At 61.1% G+C, this 23891-nt stretch carries 21 protein-coding genes and 2 pseudogenes; 8 read left to right on the forward strand and 15 right to left on the reverse strand.

The features are described 5' to 3' along the window. Positions 1 to 105: 105 nt before the first annotated feature. The 8 genes from mgrA to K6N12_RS22835 all read right to left on the reverse strand — a co-directional run bounded on the left by mgrA (position 106) and on the right by K6N12_RS22835 (position 10407). Positions 106 to 1137, reverse strand: a complete 1032-nt coding sequence (gene mgrA, locus K6N12_RS22800) for an L-glyceraldehyde 3-phosphate reductase (RefSeq protein WP_097625776.1) — start codon at positions 1135 to 1137, stop codon at positions 106 to 108. Between the two features lie 209 nt (positions 1138 to 1346). Then, positions 1347 to 2480 carry a Gfo/Idh/MocA family protein gene (locus K6N12_RS22805; protein WP_222148976.1) on the reverse strand — a complete coding sequence of 378 codons (1134 nt, stop codon included), beginning with the start codon at positions 2478 to 2480 and terminating at the stop codon, positions 1347 to 1349. Between the two features lie 8 nt (positions 2481 to 2488). Further along, the gene (locus tag K6N12_RS22810) at positions 2489 to 3250 is read right to left on the reverse strand and encodes a sugar phosphate isomerase/epimerase family protein (RefSeq protein ID WP_097625778.1); all 762 of its coding nucleotides are present in this window, start codon (positions 3248 to 3250) and stop codon (positions 2489 to 2491) included. Between the two features lie 39 nt (positions 3251 to 3289). Beyond that, complete coding sequence (locus tag K6N12_RS22815; protein ID WP_097625779.1) at positions 3290 to 5749, reverse strand: beta-mannosidase; 2460 nt, start codon at positions 5747 to 5749, stop codon at positions 3290 to 3292. A 295-nt stretch (positions 5750 to 6044) separates the two neighbouring features. Further along, the gene (locus K6N12_RS22820) at positions 6045 to 7151 is read right to left on the reverse strand and encodes an ABC transporter ATP-binding protein (protein WP_097625780.1); all 1107 of its coding nucleotides are present in this window, start codon (positions 7149 to 7151) and stop codon (positions 6045 to 6047) included. 4 nt (positions 7152 to 7155) lie between these two features. Continuing rightward, the gene (locus tag K6N12_RS22825) at positions 7156 to 8100 is read right to left on the reverse strand and encodes a carbohydrate ABC transporter permease (protein WP_003594053.1); all 945 of its coding nucleotides are present in this window, start codon (positions 8098 to 8100) and stop codon (positions 7156 to 7158) included. Then, positions 8093 to 8998, reverse strand: a complete 906-nt coding sequence (locus K6N12_RS22830; RefSeq protein ID WP_097625781.1) for a carbohydrate ABC transporter permease — start codon at positions 8996 to 8998, stop codon at positions 8093 to 8095. The genes K6N12_RS22825 and K6N12_RS22830 overlap by 8 nt, the downstream gene beginning before the upstream one ends. Positions 8999 to 9171: 173 nt before the next feature. Next, entirely contained in the window at positions 9172 to 10407 is a 1236-nt protein-coding gene (locus K6N12_RS22835) for an ABC transporter substrate-binding protein (RefSeq protein ID WP_097625782.1), read from the reverse strand. A 455-nt stretch (positions 10408 to 10862) separates the two neighbouring features. Between K6N12_RS22835 and K6N12_RS22840 the strand changes: the two genes are divergently transcribed. The 4 genes from K6N12_RS22840 (at position 10863) to K6N12_RS22855 (ending at position 14964) form a co-directional block, all read left to right on the forward strand. Continuing rightward, complete coding sequence (locus K6N12_RS22840) at positions 10863 to 11903, forward strand: LacI family transcriptional regulator (RefSeq protein WP_097625783.1); 1041 nt, start codon at positions 10863 to 10865, stop codon at positions 11901 to 11903. A 796-nt stretch (positions 11904 to 12699) separates the two neighbouring features. Continuing rightward, complete coding sequence (locus K6N12_RS22845) at positions 12700 to 13317, forward strand: C39 family peptidase (protein ID WP_097625784.1); 618 nt, start codon at positions 12700 to 12702, stop codon at positions 13315 to 13317. 33 nt (positions 13318 to 13350) lie between these two features. After that, a complete protein-coding gene (locus K6N12_RS22850) occupies positions 13351 to 14427 on the forward strand; it encodes a D-alanine--D-alanine ligase family protein (protein WP_097625785.1) in 1077 nt (358 codons plus the stop codon). A 3-nt stretch (positions 14428 to 14430) separates the two neighbouring features. Beyond that, positions 14431 to 14964 carry an AAA family ATPase gene (locus K6N12_RS22855; RefSeq protein ID WP_097625786.1) on the forward strand — a complete coding sequence of 178 codons (534 nt, stop codon included), beginning with the start codon at positions 14431 to 14433 and terminating at the stop codon, positions 14962 to 14964. Positions 14965 to 14981: 17 nt separating this feature from the next. Here the strand turns inward: K6N12_RS22855 and K6N12_RS22860 are convergent, their stop codons facing one another. From K6N12_RS22860 to K6N12_RS22870, 3 genes and pseudogenes are all read right to left on the reverse strand, one after another. Continuing rightward, positions 14982 to 15599, reverse strand: coding sequence for a class I SAM-dependent methyltransferase (locus tag K6N12_RS22860; RefSeq protein ID WP_097625787.1), 618 nt, complete (start codon positions 15597 to 15599; stop codon positions 14982 to 14984). Between the two features lie 93 nt (positions 15600 to 15692). Continuing rightward, positions 15693 to 16200, reverse strand: a pseudogene (locus K6N12_RS22865) (GNAT family N-acetyltransferase). Between the two features lie 22 nt (positions 16201 to 16222). Continuing rightward, complete coding sequence (locus K6N12_RS22870; protein ID WP_097625788.1) at positions 16223 to 16717, reverse strand: GNAT family N-acetyltransferase; 495 nt, start codon at positions 16715 to 16717, stop codon at positions 16223 to 16225. Positions 16718 to 16953: 236 nt separating this feature from the next. On the opposite strand from K6N12_RS22870, the gene K6N12_RS22875 reads away from it, so the two are divergent. Continuing rightward, positions 16954 to 17331 carry a VOC family protein gene (locus tag K6N12_RS22875; protein ID WP_097625789.1) on the forward strand — a complete coding sequence of 126 codons (378 nt, stop codon included), beginning with the start codon at positions 16954 to 16956 and terminating at the stop codon, positions 17329 to 17331. Positions 17332 to 17500: 169 nt separating this feature from the next. Here the strand turns inward: K6N12_RS22875 and gndA are convergent, their stop codons facing one another. Further along, positions 17501 to 18952, reverse strand: coding sequence for an NADP-dependent phosphogluconate dehydrogenase (gene gndA, locus K6N12_RS22880; protein ID WP_179610373.1), 1452 nt, complete (start codon positions 18950 to 18952; stop codon positions 17501 to 17503). Positions 18953 to 19156: 204 nt separating this feature from the next. Here gndA and K6N12_RS22885 point away from each other — a divergent pair. From K6N12_RS22885 to K6N12_RS22895, 3 genes and pseudogenes are all read left to right on the forward strand, one after another. Continuing rightward, positions 19157 to 19939, forward strand: a pseudogene (locus K6N12_RS22885) (DUF6597 domain-containing transcriptional factor); the annotation flags it as partial. A 79-nt stretch (positions 19940 to 20018) separates the two neighbouring features. Then, on the forward strand, positions 20019 to 20417 hold the full coding sequence (locus K6N12_RS22890) for a polyketide cyclase (protein ID WP_097625791.1): 399 nt from the start codon (positions 20019 to 20021) through the stop codon (positions 20415 to 20417). Further along, positions 20418 to 20777, forward strand: a complete 360-nt coding sequence (locus tag K6N12_RS22895) for a VOC family protein (RefSeq protein ID WP_003594033.1) — start codon at positions 20418 to 20420, stop codon at positions 20775 to 20777. It begins immediately after the preceding gene. A 31-nt stretch (positions 20778 to 20808) separates the two neighbouring features. On the opposite strand, the gene K6N12_RS22900 is transcribed toward K6N12_RS22895, so the two are convergent. The 3 genes from K6N12_RS22900 to K6N12_RS22910 all read right to left on the reverse strand — a co-directional run bounded on the left by K6N12_RS22900 (position 20809) and on the right by K6N12_RS22910 (position 23784). Further along, entirely contained in the window at positions 20809 to 21525 is a 717-nt protein-coding gene (locus K6N12_RS22900; RefSeq protein WP_097626051.1) for a PAS domain-containing protein, read from the reverse strand. A 287-nt stretch (positions 21526 to 21812) separates the two neighbouring features. Further along, a complete protein-coding gene (locus K6N12_RS22905) occupies positions 21813 to 22748 on the reverse strand; it encodes a lipid A biosynthesis lauroyl acyltransferase (RefSeq protein WP_097625792.1) in 936 nt (311 codons plus the stop codon). A gap of 7 nt (positions 22749 to 22755) precedes the next feature. Beyond that, complete coding sequence (locus K6N12_RS22910; RefSeq protein WP_097625793.1) at positions 22756 to 23784, reverse strand: zinc-binding dehydrogenase; 1029 nt, start codon at positions 23782 to 23784, stop codon at positions 22756 to 22758. Positions 23785 to 23891: the final 107 nt, after the last annotated feature.

A 23891-nucleotide genomic window follows, 5' to 3' on the forward strand; every position in this document is an offset into this window, starting at 1 on the left:
TCCAGCCGCCGCGCGTCTGCGCGGCGAAAGAATCCTTTCACCCCATGGACTTGGGCTGGCTGGATCTCTGTGCCGAACTCCGGGTCTTAATTGCCCCGACCTTCCCTACTCCCGCTCCGCCGACTTCGCCCACAGATTGATATCAGCCTCCCGGGCATAAACATCAATCTCCGCAAGCTCCTCGGCCGTGAATTCCAAATTATCCAGCGCCTTGACGCAATCGACGATCTGCGATGAGCGGCTGGCGCCGATCAGCGCCGAGGTCACGCGTCCGCCGCGCAGCACCCAGGCGATTGCCATCTGCGCCAGCGTCTGACCGCGCTTCTCGGCGATGTCGTTGAGCTTCTTTATATTGTCGATGATCGAGGGACGGATGAAGTCGCGCTTTAGAAAATGGTTTTGCGCCGCGCGGCTGTCGACCGGGATACCGTCGAGATACTTCGTCGTCAGCATGCCCTGGGCAAGCGGCGAGAACACGATCGAGCCCATGCCGACCTCGTCGAGCGCGTCGAGCAGACTGTCATCCTCGACCCAGCGGTTGAGCATCGAATAACTCGGCTGGTGGATCAGACAGGGTGTGCCGAGTTCCTTGAGGATGGCGGCCGCTTCGCGCGTACGCTGCGAATTGTAGGAGGAGATGCCGACATAGAGCGCTCGGCCGGAGCGGACGATATGATCGAGCGCGCCGCAGGTCTCTTCCAGCGGCGTGTCAGGATCGAAACGGTGGGAATAGAAGATGTCGACATAGTCGAGGCCCATGCGCTTCAGGCTCTGGTCGCAGGAAGCGATCACGTATTTTCGGCTGCCCCATTCGCCATAAGGCCCCGGCCACATGTCGTAACCGGCCTTGGAGGAAATGATCAGCTCGTCGCGAAGTCCGGAAAATTCGGTGCGCAGGATCTCGCCGAAGGCAGTCTCGGCGCTGCCGGGCGGCGGGCCGTAATTGTTGGCGAGATCGAAATGGGTGATGCCGAGGTCGAAGGCCGTGCGGCACATGTCGATCTTGCGGTCATGCGGTGTGTCGCCGCCGAAATTATGCCAGAGGCCAAGGGAAACGGCCGGCAGCTTCAGGCCGGAACGACGCGTGCGGTTATATTTCATTTTCGAATAGCGGTCTGCGGCTGGTTGCCAGCTCATCTGAAGGTCTCCTGAACCTATCTAAAGGCGCCTCTCCTTCTTACCCGCGCTTAACGGCGGCCGAAGGCTTAAACATCTCCGCCGTCAATCCTCGGCCTTTGTGCCGAGGATCTGCCAACAGAACGTTGTAGATGCTCGGGACAAGCCCGAGCATGACGAAACTATTGAAACAACCGCGCCGATACGGCAAGCGTACGACGCGAGCTCCGCTATCTCAACAGCGCCTGCGCCTCCTCGATGCCGAGAGCGGCCGGCTGCGTGCAGGTCGTGGTGAGGTCGATGAAACGCCCGTCCTCGCCCGATTTCAGGATCGAGGTCATGACGTCGACCCCGTGCAGCGTGCGGTCGAGCGAGCAGCGCGCGTCGCGGCCTTCGATCAGCGCCATCGCCATGTCGGCAAGGCCGGCGGTGCGGTAGTTGGCGCGCGCTCCGTTCGGGTTTTCCTGATTGATCTTGCCGAATGGATGCTCCCAGTCATCGAGCGGCTTGATGTTCTTGTCGCGGCCGCTTGCCTCGACCGTGCCGCCGAAGAAGTTCGGATCCGGCACGTAGAGCGAGCCGTCGGTGCCGTAGAGCTCCATATTGGCATGGCGATGCGACCAGACGTCCCAACTCGCCGACAGCGTCACGGTGGCGCCGCTGACGAATTCGAGCAGCGCCTGGATCGTCGTCGGTGTCTTCACAGGGATGATCTCGCCATTGCGCGGCTCACTGGTGATGGTGCGGGTCGGCGACGCCATCGAGGTCATGGCGCCGACGCGTTTCACCGGACCGATCAGGTTGATCAGATTGGCGATGTAATAGGGGCCGAGATCGAGGATCGGGCCGCCGCCCGGCAGGAAGAAGAAATCCGGGTCCGGATGCCACATCTCCATGCCGGGGCTCATCACGTAGCAGGCGCCCGACGTCACCCGGCCGATGCCGCCGTCGTCGATGAACTTGCGGGCGAGCTGATGGGCGCCGCCGAGGAAGGTGTCCGGCGCGCAGCCGACGGCAAGGTTCTTTTCCCTAGCGATGTGGCGAAGCTCTTCACCCTCCTCAAGCGAAAGCACCAGCGGCTTTTCGGAATAGACGTGTTTTCCAGCCTCGAGGATCGACTTCGACACCCGGAAATGCGCATCCGGGATCGTAAGGTTGACGACGACGTCGATCTCGTCATTGGCGAGAAGCGCGTCGATCGTCTGCGCCTTGACGCCATATTCCTTGGCGCGCGCCTCGGCCGCCTGCACGTTGATATCGGCGCAGGCCAGCACCTTCAGCCCCTTGAAGAGCGGTGCCAGCGAAAAGTAGGTGGTGGAGATGTTGCCGCATCCGATGATGCCGACGCCAAGTTCCCTGGTCATGATGTGCCTCAATAAGTCTGGAAGGATGCAATCGAGCGGCTGATGTTGCGGTCGATATCTTTGGGATTGTCATGTTCGACGACGAAGTGCTTCGCCTTGGTGGCGCGCAGGGCCGTCATCAGCTTGCCCCATTCCACCTTGCCGTGGCCGACATCGGCCCAGCCGTCTTCGTCCTTGGCCTCGCCAGCCGGCGCGATGTCCTTGACATGCACGGCAGTGATACGCGAGCCAAGCTTTTCGATCCAGGCGAAAGGATCGGCATTGCCGCGAATGACCCAGGCGATATCGGCTTCCCAGGAAATATCAGGCGCCCCCTCGAAGAGGCGCTCGATCGGCAGCGAGCCGTCGGCCAGCTTGACGAATTCGAAATCGTGATTGTGCCAGCCGAATTCGTAGCCGGCTTCCTTGTACGGCTTGCTCATCTGCTGCAGGTGTTTGCCGAAGGCGACCCAGCCGGCAGCGTCGGTAGGGCGCTGCTCAGCGGCCAGATGCGGCGCATAGATGGAATCAATGCCGAGAATCTTGGCAATGTTCAGCGACTTCTGCACGTCCTTTTCCAGGAAATCAGGGCTGAAATGGCCGGTCGCCATCACCAGGCCGTTCTTGTCGAGATCGGCGCGAAGGCTCTTCAGCCCCGCATCGTCGAGATCGGCATAAATGCCGCCGAAGCCCTCGACTTCGGCATAACCCGCCTTGCCGAGCTTTTCGAAAATCGCCGAATAAGGCTGGAAGTTGCGCGCGCTGTACAGTTGGTAGCTGAGTTTCGTCATCATATTCTCCTCGGGCCTCGTGCCCATGCTTGGGAAGGATCAATCCGCCGATTGGCAGGAATGCAGGTCGTAGAACCGGAACTCCGGAAGCGCGCCGCGATCAAGCGGCCGTGCCGGAGTAAAGGTGATGCGGCGGCTCTCGCCGGCTGCAAGGTCGAAGGCATTGTCGGAATATTTGCCGTCCGTACCGGTCTCGATCATCACAAAGAGCGCAAGTCCCCTCGCGGTGACGTTGATATCGATCGCGCCACTCTCCTCGACATATTCGTGAGTGGCGGTCAGGCCCGAAGGCTGCAATTCCAGCGCCTTATAGGTGCCGTTGACATAATGCCCCTCGCCGCCCATGCCGTTCGACGCGGTGAAATGCCAGGCAAGCAGCGTGTCGGCGGGAATTTCGTAGACGTCGATGCTCGCAGCCGTCACCGCCGCATCCGGCGAGCACACGGCTTGCACGTCCTTCAGGTGCAGGCGCTCGCCCTTCATGGTCAGAGCCGAGATCGAAAGATCGATGCTGATATCTTCAAGCGTGTCGTTGACCAGCGAGAGGCGGATCGTCTTGCCGTCCTCGGAAGGAATGGCTGCGACCGCGACCGGCTGGAAGAAGCGCTTGACGAGATAATGCATCGCCTTCCAGCGGCCGCCATAGTCGAGGCTGGACCAGGAGGCGACCGGCCAGGTGTCGTTGAGCTGCCAGTAGATCGTGCCCATGCAATGGGGTTTGAGCGACCGCCAATATTCCACCGCCGTCTTGATGGCGAGGCCCTGCTGGATCTGGGAGAGATAGACGAAATTCGGAAAATCCTTGGGGAAACGGAAATAACGGAACATCGTGCCGGCGATACGCTCGTTGCCGCCGGCATTCTTCTGGTGCAGTTCCATAACGGGTGAAGCGACGTTCATGTCCTTCTCCTCGGCATAGGTCTTGATGACGGGCAGCGAGGTATAGGACTGGAAGCCGAATTCCGAGCAGAAGCGCGGCCGCACCGAGCGGTAATTGTCGAACGACTTGTTCTCGTGCCAGACCGACCAGTAGTGCATGTCGCCTGAGCCGTCGGCATGCCACGCATCGCCGAAATCAAGATAACCCGATGCCGGGCTCGACGGCCACCAGAGCGCGCCGGGCAGCGCCTTCTTCACCGCCTGCTCGATCGTCCGGTTGAGGCGGTCGTAGGAGACGAGATAGCGGTCGCGGTCTTTCCGTGATTCCTCGAACCAGGTGAGCGCTCCCACAAGCTCGTTGTCGCCGCACCAGAGCGCGATCGAGGGATGTGAGGAAAGCCGGCGCACTTGGTAGTCGACCTCAACAGCCACATTGTCGAGGAAGTCCTCGGTCGAGGGATAGAGGTTGCAGGCGAACATGAAGTCCTGCCAGACCATCAGGCCCAGCCGGTCGCACAAATCGTAAAAATGATCCTGCTCGTAAAAGCCGCCGCCCCAGACGCGGATCATGTTCATGTTGGCGGCTACGGCCGATTGCAGCAGATCTTCGGTCTTTTCAGGCGAAGACAGCGAAAACAGCGCGTCGGCCGGGATCCAGTTGGCGCCGCGGCAGAAGATCTCGCGGCCGTTGACCTTGAAGGCGAAGCGGCTGCCTGATGCATCCGGCGTGGTAATCAGCTCGATGGTGCGAAGACCGATCTGCTTCGTCACCTCATCCGTCGGCAATTCGACGGACAGGCTATAGAGCGCCTGCTCGCCGCTGCCGGAAGGCCACCATAGCCGCGGATTGTCGATATGGAAGAGATGGTTGACATGGGTCTCGCCATGGACGCCGACATCGAGGCGCACGCGCTCGCCATCGAGATCGAAATAGACCTGCGCAATACTCGGCCCCTTGGAATAGAGCGTCGCCGTCACCGTCAGATCGACCGAACCGTCAAAATTATGCGTCTGGCGGGTGACGACATGTTCGATGCGCGCGGTCTCGAGCTTTTTCAGCGCGATCGTGCCGTAAAGCCCGAACGGCGCAATGGCGATATTCCAGTCCCAGCCGAAATGGCATTGCGGCTTGCGCAGCATGTTGCCATCCGGGATCGGCGAATTGCCCGTGCTGTAGGGGATATAGAAGGGCTGCTTCTTCTGCCGCTCGGCCCCGACGGCGGGGTTGGAGGCGAAGACAATGCGGATGAGATTGTCGCCAGATTTCAGCATGCTGGACACATCGGGCCGGTAGCGGCGGAAGCTGTTGTCGGCTTCGAGCGCCAGGAAGCCGTTGACGTGGACGCTGGCGACCGTATCGAGGTAGTCGATATCCAGATACCAGTCGCCGTCGACCTCCTGCAGCGTGAAGCTGCGCTCCACCGCCCATTCACGCTCGGCGACCCACTGCACCTTTTCCTCGTTGCGGCCGAAATAGGGATCGGGGATCAGCCCTGCCCGGTGGAGCGCCGTATGTATGTCGCCCGGCAGCATGATCGCGGTTCGAATCTCGCCATCGACGGAGGCGAGCTGCCACGAACCGGAAAGGTCGATATTGGGGTTGGTCGATGAATGCGTCACGATGTCGTTTCCGAATTACGGTTTTGAAATGGACGGCGCATGATCGCCGTCCGGCCATTGTCGTTCGTTGTGACCCTTCTTCCCCGTCATGCTCGGGCTTGACCCGAGCATCCACTCGGCATCAATCGGCAGCCTCGGCATGGGTCCTCGGGTCAAGCCCGAGGATGACGGAGAGCGAAGTTAGCCTCTTGCCAAGCTGGCGCCGGCCTCAGGGAGGGTGGAGCGTTGGTAGAATTCATACAAACAGCCCTACAGCAGGCAGGCGGCCCGATCTCCGGCCCGCCCGCAAATTTCCTTAGAGACGCAGCTCACTCTCGGCGTCGAACACCGAAGCCACCGTCATGTCGAAGCTCAGCTTTACCTTGGCTCCGACGTTGAAGCGGCGCGCACCGTTGACGCGTACCGACATCGTGTGACCGGCATGTTTCAACCACAGGAGATTGTCCGCACCCATCGGCTCCTCGATATCGACGGTCGCGTCATGCTCTTCGCCGCCGACATTCTCGTTGACCTTGATATGCTCTGGGCGAACGCCGAGCACCACCTTGCGGCCGGGCTGCAGCACCTCATTGGCGTCGTAGGCAGCGAGCGAGAAAATGACGCCGTTGGCGGAAAAGGCAATGCCGTCGCCTGATTTGACCAGTTCGCCGCGCAGGAAATTCATCGACGGCGAGCCGATGAAGCCGGCGACGAAGAGATTGCGCGGCCTGTTGTAGATCGTCGTCGGATCATCGAGCTGCTGAATGATGCCGCTCTTCATGATGGCGATGCGGTCGGCAAGCGTCAGCGCCTCGATCTGGTCATGGGTGACGTAGATCATCGTGTTCTTCAGCGACTGGTGCAGGCGCTTGATTTCGACGCGCAACTCCGAGCGCAGCTTAGCGTCGAGGTTGGACAGCGGCTCGTCGAACAGGAAGACGTCGACATCGCGCACCAGTGCCCGGCCGATCGCCACGCGCTGGCGCTGGCCGCCGGAAAGCTCAGCCGGCTTGCGCTTCAGCAGTGGCTGAATCTGCAGGATTTCGGAGGCACGTGCCACCCGCTTGTCGATCTCGGCCTGCGGCACCTTGGCAACGCGAAGGCCGAAGGACAGATTCTTCTCGACCGTCATCTGCGGATAAAGCGCATAGGACTGGAACACCATGCCGATGCCGCGGTCCTTCGGCTCCTCCCAGGTGACGTTCTTGCCCTTGATGAAGATTTGCCCTTCAGAGGCATCGAGCAGGCCGGCGATGCAATTCAGCAAGGTCGACTTGCCGCAGCCGGACGAGCCGAGCAGCACCAGGAACTCGCCGTCGTTGATGTCGAGGTTGAGATCTTTCAGCACGCTCACCGCGCCGAAATTCAGCGACAGATCCTTGATGGAAACGCTTGAGTTGGAGACACTTGAATTCACGTTCATGGGATCAACCCTTCACTGCGCCAGCGGCGATGCCGCGGACGAAAAGCCGTCCCGACACGAAGTAGACGATGAGCGGCACGAGACCGGTGAGGATCGTTGCCGCCATGTTGACGTTGTATTCCTTCACGCCCTGGACGGAATTGACGATGTTATTGAGCTGCACGGTCATCGGATAGGTATCCGGCCGGGTGAAGACCACGCCGAACAGGAAGTCGTTCCAGATGCCGGTCACCTGCAGGATCATCGCGACGACGAAGATCGGCAGCGACATGGGCAGCATGATCTTAAGGAAGATCTGCCAGAAGCCCGCGCCGTCGACACGCGCTGCCTTGAACAGTTCTTCCGGCAGCGACACGAAATAATTGCGGAACAGCAGTGTCAGGATCGGCATGCCGAAGATCGAATGCACGATAACAAGGCCGGTCAGCGTGCCGTAAATGCCGATTTCGCGCAGGATGATGACGATTGGATAGATCATCACCTGATAGGGAATGAACGCCCCGATGATGAGGATCGAGAAGAACAGCTCTGACCCCTTGAAGCGCCAGTTTGCCAGCGCATAACCGTTCACCGAGGCAATGGCGATCGAGATGATGACCGACGGCACGGTGATGCGCACCGAGTTCCAGAAACCGCGTGACAGGCCATCACAGTTCAAGCCTGTGCAGGCCTCCGCCCAGGCCTTCACCCAGGGCTCGAAGGTGATTTCCATCGGTGGCGAGAAGATATTGCCGAGGCGGATTTCCGGCATGCCCTTCAGCGACGTCACGACCATCACGTAGAGCGGCAGCAGATAATAGAGCGCCGCGATGGTCAGCGTTCCGTAGAGCATGATGTTGCGCGACGACAGCGCCGGGCGCGGCTTCGCGCCGCTCGGGCCTTCGCCGAGTCTCGGTGCGACGGCATCGATACCGGCAACGGTGGTGTTGAGAGTTCCTACATCAGCCACGCTTGCGCCCTCCGCCGAATTCGAGATAGGCCCACGGAACGATGATGATCGCGACGGTGACGAGCATCATGGTCGAGGCAGCAAAGCCCTGCCCCAGGTTCTGCGCCTGGAACATGTAGTCGTAGACGTATTTCGCCGGCACTTCCGAGGAAATGCCCGGCCCACCCGATGTCTGCGCCACCACGAGGTCGTAGACCTTGACGATGCCGGAGGCGATGATGACGATTGTGGTGATGAACACCGGCCGCATCATCGGGATCACGATGAATAGATAGGTCTTCCACATCGGGATACCGTCGACGCGCGCCGCTTTCCAGATGTCCTCGTCGATGCCGCGCAGGCCGGCAAGCATCAGGCACATGACGAGGCCCGTTCCCTGCCAGAGCGCGGCGATCAGAATGCCGTAGATGACGATTTCAGGCGTATAGAGCGGATTGAAGGTGAAGCTCGTCCAGCCCATCGAACGCACGACCGACTGAATGCCGAAATCGGGGTTCAGAACCCATTGCCAGACAAGGCCCGTCACGATGAAGGACAGCGCGAAGGGATAGAGGAAGATGGTGCGGAAGGTGTTTTCGAAACGGATCTTCTGGTCCATCAGCGCGGCGAGCATGAAACCGATGACCAGGCTGAAGATCAGCGAGAGCACGCCGTAGAGAGCCAGGTTCTCGATCGCCGTCACCCAGCGGGGTGCCGCCCAGAGGCGCTCGTACTGATCGATGCCGACAAAGCTCAACCGCGGAAGGAGCTTGGAATTGGTGAAGGAATAAAAGACCGTCCAGAACGTGCCGCCGACAAAGATCACCAGCGCTGTCAGGATCATCGGAATGGACGCAATCTTGGCATTCAGATTGCGCAGTAACTTGATTGGCCGGCCTGCTTGCGCTTGACCCGTCATGAACACTTCTCCTCAATTCGCAGCTGCGACCCGTAGCAGAACGGGTTGGCAGCGTTTGCCATCCTGTCCCGGGATTCGCCGGAATGCCGGAGACACGCCGCCGGCCGGACCATTGGTCCGGGGGACGATCCGGCTCCTCAAGAGCCGGATCGCAAAGGCAGCGAATCTACCGATCAGTCAGCCGAAGCGATGATTTTGGCGAAACGCTTCTGAGCGTCCTCCGGCGTCATCGACGGGTTGGCGAAGAATTCGGAGAAGAGGTCTTCCTTCTGCTTCTGGCTGTCGGCCGAAAGCAGCTGGTCGGTACCTTGGATCACGTTGCCCTTGGCGAGGATGTCGAGACCCTTCTTCATGCAGTCGTTTGCGGCGGCGAGATCGACATCGCCGCGAACCGGCAGCGAGCCCTTTTTCAGATTGAAGGCAACCTGGGTCTTGGGATCGAGCAGGGTCTTGGCAAGCACGGCCTGCGCCTTGGACTTTTCCTCGTCCTTCAGCAGCGGGAAGTAGAAGGCATCGCCGCCGGTCGAGATGATCTCGTTCACGCCGAGGCCCGGCAGGCATGTGTAGTCGGTTCCGGCCTTCTGACCGGCGAGCGCGAATTCACCCTGCGCCCAGTCGCCCATGATCTGACCGCCGGCCTTGCCTGTGATGACGAGGTTAGTGGCCTGGTTCCAGTCCTGGACGTTGCTGCCTTTGGCCATACGCCGCGCATCGTCGGCGGCCTTGAACACCTTGGCGATTTCAGGACCGGCGGCAACTTCCGCATCCTTGTCCTTGAAAACCTTGTTGAAGGTATCCTTGCCGGCGACGGCGACCATCAGCACGTCGAAGGCGCCTGTCGCCTGCCACGGCTGGCCGCCGACTGCGAGCGGAATGATGCCGGCCTTTTCGAGGGCCGGAGCGGCGGCGACGAACTCGTCCCAGTTCTTCGGAACCTCGACGCCGGCCTTCTTGAAGGCGGCATTCGACAGCCACAGCCACTGCCAGGAGTGGATGTTGACCGGAGCGCAATAGATCTTGCCGTCGATCGTGCAGGAATCGAGCAGGCTCGCCGGGCGGATGATGTCTTTCCAGTGCTCGGCAGTCGCTACGTCGGTCAGGTCGCGCATCAGGCCAGCCTGAACGAGCTCCTCAGCCTGGCGGCCATGGTTGAACTGGGTGGCGCCCATCGGGTCGCCGCCGGTGATGCGGCTGATCATGATCGGACGGGCGGTGCCGCCGGAACCGGCGATCGCGCCGTCGACCCAGTGATTGCCGGTCGCGTCGAACGCCTTCGCCAGCTCGGCCACAGCAGCCGATTCGCCGCCTGATGTCCACCAATGCGTGACTTCGAGATCGGTAGCATTGGCGGCGCCGAGCGGAAGCGCGACCGAAGCGGCAAGCAGAGCCGCCATAATACGAATTTTCATGAGTTTTCCTCCCTCACTGAAACGTTGCCGGAAAAACTTAGATCAATCGATTTCAGCACGCAACCGCCCGCCTTCAAATTTTTCCGCGACAATGGGAATTACTACTTGTGCATGTTTCCTGGCGGCCCGACCATCCCCACCGAACGGGCATTCAGGCGAACGATCTCGCACATGCACTTTCAATTTAAAAAATTGATAATACACAGTAAATTCTGAATAGTTGTATTAAATTCCGCCGCATCCATTTCGCAAGTGCAAAAAATCAGGGCATGAGCCGTGGATTCAACCTATGCACACAATGCCGCAATGCACACAGGAAAAAATTCTCGACATTTCAACTGTATCGTTACAGATTGCGCTTCTTAGGGAGGCGCGATTTCGGCAGGCGGCGGGCTTACGGCGCCTGAAAAAGCCTCTATAAGCGACACCAATTCGCGCGAGGCAGGCCTGCAGGGATGGAAAACAAGGGAAATTTCGGGCAAGCAGCATCGCCAGCGGCGCGCGAACGCCCGACGTTGAAGACGATCGCCTTCATGACCGGGCTCGGCGTGACGACAGTGTCACGCGCCCTGAAGGATGCGCCCGACATCGGGGCGGAAACCAAAGAGCGGGTGCGCATGGTCGCCCGCCAGCTCGGTTACCAGCCAAACAGGGCCGGCGTACGCCTGCGCACCGGCAAGACCAACGTCATTGCCCTGGTCCTCAGCATCGACGAAGAGATCATGGGCTTTTCGAGCCAGATGGTCTTCGGCATCTCCGAGGTCCTGTCCGGCACGCCCTATCATATTGTCGTTACGCCGCACTCCCACAGCAAGGATCCGATGCTGCCGGTGCGCTATATCCTCGATACCGGCTCGGCCGATGGCGTCATCATCTCGCGCATCGAGCCGGACGATCCGCGCGTGCGGCTGCTGACCGAGCGCGGCATGCCCTTCGCCACCCATGGGCGCACCGACGCCGGTCTCACACATCCTTTCCATGACTTCAACAACGAAGCCTTCGCCCACCAGGCGGTGGAACGGCTCGTCAAACGCGGCCGGCGGCGCATCGCCCTGCTGCAGCCGCCGAGCAAGCTCACCTATTACGCCCATATCCGCATCGGCTTTCAGACCGGCCTGCATGATTACGGCGCCGAGGAAGTGCCGCTGCGCGTCAACAGTGACGCGCCACTCGCCGACATTCGCGACGTCGTCGAGGTGATGATGCGCTCACCCAATGCCCCTGACGGCATCGTCTGTTCGGCCGGCAGCGCGGCGATCGCCGTCAATGCCGGCATCGAGGCCGCCGGCAAGGCGCTCGGCCGCGACCTCGACATGGTATCCAAGCAATCGGTGCCGATCCTCAACTGGATCCGCCCGGAGATCATCACCGTCCAGGAAGACGTGCGTCAGGCCGGCCGCGAAATGGCCAAAGCCGTCATCGCCCGCATCGACGGCGTCGAACCGGAACTGCTGCAGAGCATCAGCCAGCCGATCTGGCCGGAGGCTGAAAGATAGGGTGATGGCGCATGGGAGTGAAGACCTGCGGCGTGGCGCGGTGTATATTGCCACGCCGCTAGCCAGTAAAAGCCGCTAGCCGCTTTCGGCCCGAGGCAGTCATTGCGGAAGGATTGAAGTTTGATTCCGTCGTGCTGTGGTAGGCGGTTAGCAGGGGCCGGTTACTTTGTTTGTCACTCGCCAAGCCAAGGACTTTTCCACACGAGCGATGTCGATTCTCGACGCTTTGCCTTTCTCAAGGATCAGCATAGCCGGTGTTGAACCATAGGCACATGCTCTTCGAAGAGCCTTGAGAACAGGGCCATTTATGAGCAGATAATCACCCAGATCAACGCAGTTAGGTTCGCCTGTGTCAATCAGATTGCCGTTGGAATCACACCGCTCAATGTAGTGGAAATTGTTTGCTGCAACTGAAAGCCGATTAACGGCAGCGGTCGCGCTGAACATCTCCCAGAAGAAATATGTGACAATGACGATAAAGCCAACAAGTACGCTGACCTGTAAAGGCCAAGAGCAAGACTAGGGTTGGCTTCATCGTCCCGCATCATGTGCTCCTCGGCTTGGGGCAGACGTAGAATGCTACGGATACTATCGGCTTTGAAGGCGATCGCAATATCAACAATTGGCGCAAACGCGACCGCCGCCAGACTCAAATGAAGAGCTTTCACTCATCGTCAAATATCGGCGTGAGGCCGACCAGGAGGCCCGGTCAGCCCTCCTCCACATTCCTCGGCACGCTCGAAAAAAAGCCAAGATTGCCCGCCATCTCGCAGCGAGCCACGGGGATATCGACAGAATGCAGCAGCAGAGCGGCGTGCCCTATTTCAGCCAATGGGAAACACCCGGCATGACGCTGCCGGTGCTTGCCGAGGGGGCGCAGGCCCTGCTCGGCGATCCGCTCTGGCGCCATTCCGGCGCCGCGACGATCGAGGAATATGCGCGCTGGGCAGTCAATGTCTGCGGCATGGCCTGCCTGAAGATGATCCTTGCCGCCCGCGGTGAGATCCATCCGACCCTTGAGCTTGCCCGCGCCTGCACGGCCTATGGCGGTTATGTCGTCGACGAGATCGATGCTTCGATCAAGGGGCTGATCTACGCACCCTTCGTCCGCTTTGCCGCCGACCGATTCGCGCTGAGCGCGGAGACGGTGACAGGCGTCGAGACGTCTGCCATTCCAGAGCTTCTATCAAAGCGGCGCTTCCTTATCGCCTCTGTGCATTCGGGCATCCGCTGGCCAGAGCGCCAGCCGCCGTCGAAGGGCGGTCATCTGGTGCTGGTGACGGCGGCGAGCGACGAGGCGATCCGCTTCCACAACCCGTCCGGCCATGACGAGGCAAGCCAGGCTGATGTGACGCTGCCGCTTGCCGTCTTCGACCGTTTCTTCGCCAATCGCGGCATATCTGTCGACGCCTGACCCTTTCAAAACCTGACCCTTCCGGAGGCTTACATGACCCCTTCCCCCAACAGGCTGCGCATCGCCGTGCTTTTCGGCGGCCGCTCGGCCGAGCACGAGGTGTCCGTGCTCTCAGCAGCCAACGTCATGGGTGCGCTCAAGCCCGAGAAGTATGACGCCTTTCCTATTTTCATCACCCGCGAGGGGCGGTGGCTCACGAGCAGCTTCGTGGACGGCGCCTTGGCGACACCTTCATCGGGCACGGAAATCTGCCTCGTGCCGGGCGGCTGCGGCCGGGTAATGGCGATCCCTGCTAATGGCGCACCGCATGAGTTGGCGGCGATCGACATGCTGTTTCCCGTGCTGCACGGCCTCCATGGCGAAGACGGATCGGTACAGGGGGTGGCGCAGGTGGCGCGTGTGCCGCTTGCAGGCTGCGGCATCCTCGGCTCGGCCGCAGCGCTCGATAAAGAGATCGCCAAGCGGCTGCTCAGGGCGGCCGGCCTACCGGTCGCCCGCGCCGTGACGATCCATGAAGGGACGACCCCGTCGCTCGCAGCGCTCGAGAACGAACTCGGCCTGCCGCTGTTCATCAAGCCGGCGCGCCAGGGATCGTCGATCGGCGTCGCCAAGGTTCATGCCAGCCAAGAATTCGCAGGCGCTCTTGCCGAAGCCTTCCGCCACGATCGCACCCTGCTCGCCGAGGAGTTTATTACCGGCCGCGAGATCGAATTCAGCGTGCTGGAGGATGCGGCTGGAAAGCTTTTCGTTTCACGCCCCGGCGAGATCGTCCCGGCGGAAAGCCACGGCTTCTACAATTACGATGCCAAATATATCGACGAGAACGGCGCGGCGCTGAAGGTGCCGGCCGAGCTGCCGGCCGAGGTCGAAGCCGCCATGCGCGACGCAGCGGCAGAAGCCTTCCGGGCCGTAGGCTGCGATGGAATGGCGCGCGTCGATTTCTTCCTGACCTCGGATATGCGCTTCGTCATCAATGAGCTCAACACCATCCCCGGCTTCACCGATATCAGCATGTATTCCAAGGCGATGGCGGCAAGCGGCATCAGCTATGCCGAAGTCATCGACCGGCTGGTGGAACATGGCGTGGCGCGCGCGGGCCGGGCCGGCTAAATCATGAACAGGTTGGTGCTCATTTCCGGATGTTCCGGCGGCGGAAAGTCGACCCTGCTTGCTGAACTCGGCCGTCGCGGTCATGCGATCGTCGAAGAGCCTGGCCGACGGATCGTCAAGCAGGAGCTCGAAGGCGACGGCGCGGCCCTGCCCTGGATCGACATCGCGGCCTTCGCCCGCCGCGCGATCGAGATGGCGGCGGCCGACCACGCGGCGGCGCGCGGGCAGGCCGGCTGGACCTTTTTCGATCGTGGGCTGATCGATGCCGCGTCGGCGCTTCAGCACCTGACCGGAGAACCGATCCTGGAAAAATTGAGCGCTTTCCACCGCTATAACACCAGGGTCTTTATCACCCCGCCATGGCCGGAAATCTATCTCACCGACCCCGAGCGCCGCCACGGCTTTGACGAGGCGGTCGCAGAATATAGCCGGCTTGCCGCGATCTACCCAACGCTTGGCTACGACGTCGTCACGCTGCCGAAAATCGCGGTTGCTGAACGGGCGGATTTCATCCTCGATCGCTTGGAAGCAAAGTAACCGCTCCGTCCGCTTTCTCAGCGCCGGCGAAAGACACACCACTGAAAAGACTGCCGGCCGCCGCCGGGTGTCGTGTGCTCCTCACGCCACTCGCGTTCGAGCGCGAAGGCGGACGAAAATTCGGTCGCAAGCGCTGCCGCGTCGTAACGCTGGACCGGCAGACCGCTGCACCGCTCCGGCCCGTCCGGCGCGAAGGTCGCGATGATCATGATGCTTCCCGGCTCCGTACCGGTTTCGAGCGCATGGCGATAGGCCAGCCGCCGCCCGGGATCGGTCAGGAAGTGAAAAACGGCCCGGTCGTGCCATACATCGTACCGGCGATCAGGTTTCCATGCGGTGACGTCGGCAACCAACCAGGTGATTCGAACGGCTTCGTCCCCGAGCCGCGCCTTGGCGACGTCGAGGGCCGGCGCGGCGATATCGAGCACGGTGAGATCGGACCAGCCGCGCTCGACGAGACGGTCGACAAGGCTCGATGCCCCGCCCCCCACATCGATCAGCGAAGCCGAGGCCGGCAGTTGCAGCTCATCGAGCACATGCAACGAAGGCCCGGGCGTCTGCTGATACCAACTGACGCTGTCGGCCGCTTTCGTGCGATAGACCTCGTCCCAATGTTCACGCTTCGCGTCCGTCATCCGGCACCCCATCTCTTGCAGAGCCCGATCCTGACCTATCAAGATGTAAGGATTGAGACGTCCGTCAACCGCCTTACGCCTGCGAACTTGATCTCACGAGGCCGAGTGACGATAGACAAGATCGGCAGGAACGGTTCGGGGCGCTGCGGGATCGAGACGCGCCCCAAGCCGCTCCGCAACGGCAACGGATGCGGCATTGCCGGGAGCGATATAGCTTACCAGCGATGGCAACTTGAGCGTCGAAAAGGCCCAGTCCCGCAGCGCCAGGGCCGCCTCGGTCGCATAACCCCTGCCCTCATGGCCCATAGACGAACCACCCCAGTTCCTTTTCCGGAAAGAGCGGCCCATGATTGATCCCCACCTGACCGACGCATTCGCCGCTCTCGGCAAGCGCGATCATCAAAGCCCCATGCCCGAAAAGCTGCCAGAGCGCCACGTCGTGGCAGAACATCCCCCACGCGGCCCTGAGATCGAACGGGCCGCCCATTCCGGCCGACCGCGGCGAAGCCATCAGCCTCGCATAGGCTTCGAAATCATCGATCTCGGGTTTCCGGAGAATTGGCCGCTCGGTTCGGAGAGTGATCGCGCCGGTTCCGGACATGTCATCGCCTTCTGTTGAACATCTAGCTTTCGAACGCCGGAGCGAACCGAAGCGTACCGCTCGGCGCCGGCCCGTGGAGGACAATGTGTCGGACGAGCCGCGTATCGAGATCGTGATAGCTGAGTCTCCCGTCGCTGCTGAAGCCCGCGCCGCGATAGACGTCGGGATTGCCGATCAGCGCGCATCCGCTGGCGCCCATCTCCTCCAGCAATTCCAGCCCGCTGGCGATCAGCGCCTTGCCGATGCCCTGCCGCTGCCTGTCCGGCTTGACCGAGATCGGGCCGAGCCCGAACCAACCCGCATGGATGCCGTCGATCGTTACCGGCGAAAACGCGACATGCCCGAGAATCTCGCCGTCCTCTTCGGCAACCAGCGACACCGTCAGATCGCCGCTGGCGCGAAGCCTCCCAATGATCGCCGCTTCCGTGCCGTCGCTGTAAGCCATCGGCTCAAAAGCAATCGATGTCAGATCATGGATTGCGTCGATATCATCAGGCGTCTCGATTCGGATGAGCATCTTTGTCAATTCCCAGGCGTGTTGTCTCGCGCAAGCAGTGTCTTACCCCATTGAAACGAAATGTCGTAGATCCGAGAGAATCCTGCGGGAATCCGTTGCCCTCTTCCGCCGGAGATTATCCGAGGATATAAACTAAGGCCCGTGGGCACCGTCCTGCTGATCGAAACATCGGAGCGTAACATCTCTGCCGGCACCGTCCGGAGGCTGTGTGCGTCTTCGCAATCAGAGGTTCTGCGATGAATGATATCGCCGATCACGGTGTTCGTTTCGGACGAATTGCCGCCATGCTGCCAGTCAAGGACATGACCAAGGCCTACGACTTTTACGCCAATGTCCTCGGCTTCAAGAAAATATTCGAGAACGGAAATCCTGTCGGCTTTATGATCCTGAAGCGCGATCAGGGCGAGCTGCATCTCACCTTGCAGCCGACCCACAAGGCTGCGGACTTCAATGTCGCGCATTTGATCGTGGACGATGTCGACGCACTGCATGCGCTTTGCCGACAATATGGGCTGAGGATCATCAAAAGCCTTCAGGACAAGGACTACGGATTGCGGGCCTTTGTGTTCGAAGATCCCGACGGCAACCGCATCGACGTCGGTCAACCGATCTAGCCGGGCCGATGGGCACTGGATGGGGAATGCGGATACAGCCCCATCCAGCGCTGGAAAACACCGGAATTCCGCGGCGAACGCCGGATCAAGACTGGTGCCGGGCGGCTGTGGGCTGTGAAAAAGCCCGACGCAACGGCCGGACTCTTCCTCGATCTCTTCTCGGCAAACCTTAGAAGCTCGCCGCACCGCTGCCCCAGGGGCCGTGGTGGAAATCCTTGCCGTCCAGGCGATCGAAGCCGTGGGCGCCGAAGAAGTCGCGCTGCGCCTGGATGAGGTTTGCCGTGCCCCTGCCCTGGCGGTAGGCGTCGAAATAGGTGAGTGCCGAGGTCAGTGCCGGCACCGGCAGGCCGGCTGAGATGGCGGCGGCAACGACGCGGCGCAGCGCCGGGATCGATTCCTTGACCATGTCGGAGAAGGCGGGCGTGACGATGAGGTTCGCAGCGTCCGGCGCCTTGGTGAAGGCCGAGGTGATCTCATCGAGGAACTGCGAGCGGATGATGCAGCCGGCGCGCCAGATCCGGGCAATGGTCGGCATCGGCAGCGACCAGTTGAACTCACGCGAGGCTTCCGCCATCACCGCGAAGCCCTGGGCATAGGCGCCGATCTTGGCGGCAAAGAGCGCCAGTTCCAGATCCTTGTTCAGCTCGGGACCGTAAGCGATCGGGAAAGAAACGGCCTGCGTGCCGAAGATCTTTTCCGCCGCTTCGCGCTGCGACTTCATCGAGGAGAGGCTGCGGGCGGCGACCGCGGCTTCGATTGCCGTTGCCGGAATGCCCATGTTCTGCGCTTCGATCGCCGACCATTTGCCGGTGCCCTTCTGGCCGGCCTTGTCGAGGATCATGTCGACCATCGGGCCGCCGGAAACCGGATCGGTCGCCGCAAGCACCTTCTCGGAAATCTCGATCAGGTAGGAGTTCAGCCGGCCCTTGTTCCATTCCCCGAAGATGCCGGAGATGTCGGAGGCACTCTTGCCGAGGCCGTCGCGCAGGATGCCGTAGATTTCGGCGATCATCTGCATGTCGGCATATTCGATGCCGTTATGGATGGTCTTGACGAAATGACCGGCGCCGTCATTGCCAAGCCAGGCGACGCAGGGTTCGTCATTGTAGCGGGCGGCAATCGAGGTCAGCACCTTCTCGACGCGCTTCCAGGAGTCTTCCGTGCCGCCGACCATGATCGACGGGCCATGGCGCGCACCTTCTTCGCCACCGGAAACACCCATGCCGATGAAGGTGAGATCAGTGTCCTTGAGGCGGTCGAAGCGCGCGACGGTATCGCGGAAATTGGCGTTGCCGGCATCGATCATGATGTCGCCCTTGGACAGATGCGGGCGCAACGCCTCCATCTGCTGATCGACGGCATCCCCCGCCTTGATCATGATGATGATCGGGCGCGGCGGCCGGATTGCATCGACGAACTCTTCGATCGTCTTGCAGGGAATAATCTGCTTTTTCAGATCGCCGGCGCTTTCGTAGAATTCGTCGGTTTTCTCAGGCGTACGGTTGAAGACCGCAATTTTATTGCCTTTCTCCGCGATGTTGAGCGCCAGGTTGGAGCCCATGACCGCAAGACCGATCAGTCCGATTTCTGCCTTTTCCACGACAAACCTCCGATGTGTCATTTGGACCGGTGTTGTGGCACTGTCTCGGTCAAACGGCAAGTCTCGCAAGGGTCTAATCGGTTCGCAAAAGCAATGAAATGACGCTTGCAATATCCCGACTTGTCCGACAACCACTTGCGCCCGCTCATCGGCAACCAAGTTTTCGCACGACCTGCCCTTGATGCCCTATCTGATGGTATCATCGGCGTTTCGGGAGATACTGTCTTGGCACCGGAAAGACGAAAAGATACGGCGCTGCTCGCTGCCCGTGCCGGCCGCTACCGCGAATATGCGCCGCCGCCGGCGCTGCGACGCCATTTCAACCGGTTCTGGTCGCATGCGCTCCATGACGGACCGCCGGCAAAGGTGGCGATCGTGCCGGACGGCTATTGCGACCTCCTCTGGATCGATGGCCGGCTGGCAGTCGCCGGGCCCGACAGGACGGCGGCCTTTCCCACTCTCCGGCCGGGCACCACGGTCATCGGCGCACGTTTTGCGCCGGGCGCCGCGGCACCCTGGCTGAAGACGCCGCTCTCGGCGCTGGTCGGCTGTTCGGTGCCGCTTGCCGACATCGGCTGGGAGCACGCGGCCGAATTCGAGGCACGGCTTGGCGATTGCCCCGATCCAGCCGATGCCATGGCGCTATTCGGCCGCCTGCTCGAAGAGGCCGTGCGCGATGCGGACGAACCCGCTGAGGATGCCGCCGTGATCTTCGCCGCTGCCGACGGCCGCCGCCCGGCGTCCGGGCTGCTCGGCCGGCTCGACATGAGCGAAAGGCAGCTGCGCCGCCGCTGTCACCACCATTTCGGCTATGGCGCCAAGACGCTGGAACGGATCCGTCGGTTCCAGCGTTTCCTCGACCTCTGCCGCAGGACAGGCACGATACCGCTTGCCCATCTTGCACTCGAAGCGGGCTTTGCCGACCAGGCTCACATGACGCGCGAGGTCGGCGAGCTCTCGGGCCTGACACCTGGCGCCATTCTTGGCCAACTCAGCATGCCGAAAAGGCCGGGCCGACCGTTTTGTTCAAGACGCCGCGGATCGGCCTGTTATGACAGCAAGACCCAATATCGAGGACCTGCAAGCCATGTCGACGATGCCCGCGAAAATCATCCACCAATCAATCGAGCGCGACTGGCGCGACGTCTATGATTTCGCCGGCAAGCCGGAGAACATGCCGCTCTGGGCCTCTGGCCTTGCGAGCGGCCTCGAGCCGAACGGCGCCGACTGGATTGCCCATGGCGCGCTTGGCACCGTTAAAGTGAGCTTCGTGCAGACCAATGAATTCGGCGTGATCGACCACACGGTGACGATCGAATCTGGTCTCCGGGTCTATAATGCGCTGCGCATCGTGCCGAACGGCGACGGCTGCGAGGTCATGTTCACGCTGTTGCGCCTGCCCGGCATGACCGATGCGCAGTTCTCAGCCGATGCCGCCCATGTCGAGAAGGATCTCGCCATGCTGAAAGCCCTGATGGAGAGATAGATGTCCGAGAAGTCAGAAAACCACGATCGCCGCATCGATTATGTCGAATTCAACGTTGCCGACATCGCCGCCGCCAAAGCCTTTTACGGCTCGGCCTTCGGCTGGCGTTTCACCGATTACGGCCCCAATTACTGCGAATTCGACGATGGCCGGCTGAAGGGCGGCTTCACCGATTTCGGCCCCGTTCGACCGGGTGGCCCGCTGGTTGTCGTCTACGCCAGGGATCTCGAAGAGGTGCTGACGTCGGTCGAGAGAGCCGGCGGCACCATCGTCCGGCCGATCACCGATTTTCCCGGAGGCCGCCGCTTCCATTTCCTCGACCGCGACGGATATGAACTCGCCGTCTGGGCGACTGCCTGAAGGTGCCTGGCTGGTTGCGGCCAGCTATTGATCAGCCAGTTGGCTGCTGTGGCTCGATATCCTCCATGACGAGCAGCGCGCCAATCACCGTACCGCCGACATCGCGTAGCGGCGACATGCGACAGCGCACTTGCCCCGGTCCGCCGCTGCCGTTCGGACACTCATAGGCGTATTCGATCTGCTCACCGGCAAAGCAGTCGTCGAGCTTGTATTTGGCGCACGCGGCAAACAGCTCCTCTCCGATGAATTCGGAAAGATGGCGGCCGATGAGTTCCATCGGCTTCTTGTTGAGATAGGCGCAGTTGGCTGGGTTGGAATAGAGGAAGCGATAATCCCTGGTCAGCACCACCACCCGGTCCGGTAGGCTTTCGAGGATCGCCGAATTGAGAAACTGGCCGTTGTCGGTATCAGGCACATAGGCCGGCGGTGGCTCGATGCGCACGTCCTGCGGCGACGGCACGCGCCAGTCCGGGCCATGCGTGCCGAAATAGCGGTCAAGCAGGTAGGAAAGCACCGTCGTGTGCTCGGTAACGCTGGCGCTGTCGTCGGCGTCTTGGCCGATGAGATGAGTCACAAACTGCAGCTGCATGTAGACTTCGAGCAGATTGACCGCTTGATGGGCGAGGATTGCCTCGACCAGCGGCTCGACATGGCCGTCGAGCGCCGTGACGCGCTTATCATCACCCAGGCGTATGGCTTCCTCTATCTGCGTGCAACGCAAGGAAAAAGCTCGAAAAAGCTCCAGCAAGACGCCCAACTCCCATTGGCCCAAGAGACGGTCCGAGACCTATTATGGCTGCACATTTCGAAAAATGCGCCCTTCGGTAGACATTATTCGCGTCCTGGTAGTGACGGGTAACATAAAAATGCACTCAGTTTCAATCCGAGACCATTGCCGCTTTTCACCGCTGATAATTGGGGGTGGATATTCTGAAAGCATGTCGCGCAAAAGCGTGTCGCGGTTTTGCAGATAACGACATGCACCAAAACAAAGAACTGACGCGCGAGAGCGAATCCGATAGATCGCGTCGCGCTTTAGGAGCTGAGCGTCTGCTTGATCTGCCAACGGTCGTGATACCAGAGCCACTGTTCCGGATATTCCCGCACCCAGCTTTCCACCTTGTCGTTGAGCAGCTGCGCGGCAGCCGGCAGGTCGAGATTGCCTTTGGCGTCGCGGGGCATTTCCAGCCGCGGCTCGATTTCCAGCCGATAGCGGTTGCCTGGCAGCCGGATGCAGCGCGCCGGATAGACCTCGCAGTCGAACTGGCGCACCAGCTTCGGCAGCAGCGGATTGGTCTTGACGTCGCGCCCGAAGAAGGTGCCCTTCAGCCCCTTGCCAAATTTCTGGTCGACGAGCACGCCCACGCCTTGGCCGACTTCCAGCTGACGGGCGAGCGCGAAGGAGGAGCCGGCATGCGACGGCACCAGCTTGCCCATCCGCGCGCTCCTGAAATCGAAGACCTTCTTGGCGACATAGGGATTGTTCGGCGGCCGAAACAACACGGTCACATGAAGCCCGAAGGCGGCACCGGCCACCGGCAGCAGCTCGAAATTGGCGGTATGGCCGGTAAAGACGATGAAGGGGCGCGGATTGTCGCGCAGATCGAGAAAGATCGGGATGCCCGACACCTCCACCCTGCCCGGCTCGGCATTTGCGGGATCATAGTCGAACAGCTGGTCGAGGAAGACGTATTCGGCCGCCAGCCGGCCCATATTGCCCCAGCTTGCGAGCGCGATCTCTTCGATCTCAGCTTGGCTTTTCTCAGGGAAGGCGTTGCGCAGATTGACGAGCATCAGCTTGTGGCGGCGCGTCCGCTGGCCGAGTCGGCGCGTCATCCTGTCGGCGAAGCGAATCGCGCCATCAGCTGGAAACAGCTTCAGCACATTCAGAAAGCCGAACATCACCTGCGCCACCAGCCATTGCTGGAAGTGCCTGAGCGCCAGAACGATCCGGGTGATGAGGAGCTTCACTTGGGGCTCAATCCATTTTCAGAATGATCTTGCCGAAGATCTGGCGCGATTCCATCCGCTCCAGCGCCCGATCGATATCGCTGAAGCTGACCTCGGTATCGATGACGGGATGGACGAGTCCACGGCCCATCTTCTGCATCGCATCCGCCATGTTCTCCATGCGGCAGCCGAAGGAGCCGAAAAGCTTCAGCTGCTGCTGGAACAGCATCATCAGGTTCATATCCGTGGAAACACCCGAGGTAGAGCCGCAGGTGACGAGCCGCCCGCCGCGCTTCATGCAGAGCATCGAACCCGCCCAGGTATCCTTGCCGACATGTTCGAAGACGACGTCGACGCCCTTCTTCTTGGTGAGCTTGCGCACCACGCCCTCGAAGCGGTCCGTGCGGTAGTTGATGACATGATCGGCACCGAGCGCCTTGGCCTTTTCGATCTTGTCGTCCGAACCGACCGTGGTGATGACAGTGCAGCCGATTTTCTTGGCAAGCTGGATCGCTGCCGTGCCGATGCCGGAGCCGCCGGCATGGACGAGGATCGTTTCGCCAGGTTCAAGCTTGGCATTGTCGAACAGCATGTGCTCGACCGTGCCGAAGGTGACGGGAGCGAGTGCCGCGCCGATCGCGTCGACGCCGGGAGGAGCCGGCACCAGCAGCCGCGCGGGAAGGTTGACCTTCTCCTGCGCAAAGCCGTCGAGATGGAAGCCGTGCACGCCGGAGACATGTTCGCAGAGATTGTCGCGGCCTTCGCGGCAGGGGCGGCAAAGGCCGCAGGTGCGCGCACCGTAGATGGAAACGAGCTGTCCCGGCAGCACGTTGGCGACACCCGGGCCGATCGCTTCCACGACGCCGGAAGCCTCCGCACCGATGACCAGCGGCATCTTGCGCTTGGCGAATGCCATGCCGCGCCAGCCCCAGACGTCGATATGGTTGAGCGCCACCGCCTTGACGCGCAGCGTCACCTCACCGGCGGCAGGCGCATCCGGTTCCGGCAGGTCGGTGATCTCAAGCTTGCGGTCATCGATCAGTTGCAAAGCGCGCATGGCAAAATCCCTCGCCGTTAGAGCGCCGTGCGTCCGTTCGGACGCACAAAGGACGCTCTAACTCTTTAAATCTACGCATCAGGCTTTCCGAAAATCGCCCGATTTTC

Origin of the sequence: Rhizobium redzepovicii (assembly GCF_019793435.1) — a bacterium.
GTDB classification, from domain to species: Bacteria; Pseudomonadota; Alphaproteobacteria; order Rhizobiales; family Rhizobiaceae; genus Rhizobium; species Rhizobium redzepovicii.

Coding starts and splice junctions, on each gene's coding strand:
- mgrA (WP_097625776.1), bottom strand. CDS start 1,137: ATGAGCTGGCAACCAGCCGCAGACCGCTATTCGAAAATGAAATATAAC.
- K6N12_RS22805 (WP_222148976.1), bottom strand. CDS start 2,480: ATGACCAGGGAACTTGGCGTCGGCATCATCGGATGCGGCAACATCTCC.
- K6N12_RS22810 (WP_097625778.1), bottom strand. CDS start 3,250: ATGACGAAACTCAGCTACCAACTGTACAGCGCGCGCAACTTCCAGCCT.
- K6N12_RS22820 (WP_097625780.1), bottom strand. CDS start 7,151: ATGAACGTGAATTCAAGTGTCTCCAACTCAAGCGTTTCCATCAAGGAT.
- K6N12_RS22830 (WP_097625781.1), bottom strand. CDS start 8,998: ATGACGGGTCAAGCGCAAGCAGGCCGGCCAATCAAGTTACTGCGCAAT.
- K6N12_RS22835 (WP_097625782.1), bottom strand. CDS start 10,407: ATGAAAATTCGTATTATGGCGGCTCTGCTTGCCGCTTCGGTCGCGCTT.
- K6N12_RS22840 (WP_097625783.1), top strand. CDS start 10,863: ATGGAAAACAAGGGAAATTTCGGGCAAGCAGCATCGCCAGCGGCGCGC.
- K6N12_RS22845 (WP_097625784.1), top strand. CDS start 12,700: ATGCAGCAGCAGAGCGGCGTGCCCTATTTCAGCCAATGGGAAACACCC.
- K6N12_RS22850 (WP_097625785.1), top strand. CDS start 13,351: ATGACCCCTTCCCCCAACAGGCTGCGCATCGCCGTGCTTTTCGGCGGC.
- K6N12_RS22855 (WP_097625786.1), top strand. CDS start 14,431: ATGAACAGGTTGGTGCTCATTTCCGGATGTTCCGGCGGCGGAAAGTCG.
- K6N12_RS22860 (WP_097625787.1), bottom strand. CDS start 15,599: ATGACGGACGCGAAGCGTGAACATTGGGACGAGGTCTATCGCACGAAA.
- K6N12_RS22870 (WP_097625788.1), bottom strand. CDS start 16,717: ATGCTCATCCGAATCGAGACGCCTGATGATATCGACGCAATCCATGAT.
- K6N12_RS22875 (WP_097625789.1), top strand. CDS start 16,954: ATGAATGATATCGCCGATCACGGTGTTCGTTTCGGACGAATTGCCGCC.
- gndA (WP_179610373.1), bottom strand. CDS start 18,952: ATGACACATCGGAGGTTTGTCGTGGAAAAGGCAGAAATCGGACTGATC.
- K6N12_RS22890 (WP_097625791.1), top strand. CDS start 20,019: ATGTCGACGATGCCCGCGAAAATCATCCACCAATCAATCGAGCGCGAC.
- K6N12_RS22895 (WP_003594033.1), top strand. CDS start 20,418: ATGTCCGAGAAGTCAGAAAACCACGATCGCCGCATCGATTATGTCGAA.
- K6N12_RS22910 (WP_097625793.1), bottom strand. CDS start 23,784: ATGCGCGCTTTGCAACTGATCGATGACCGCAAGCTTGAGATCACCGAC.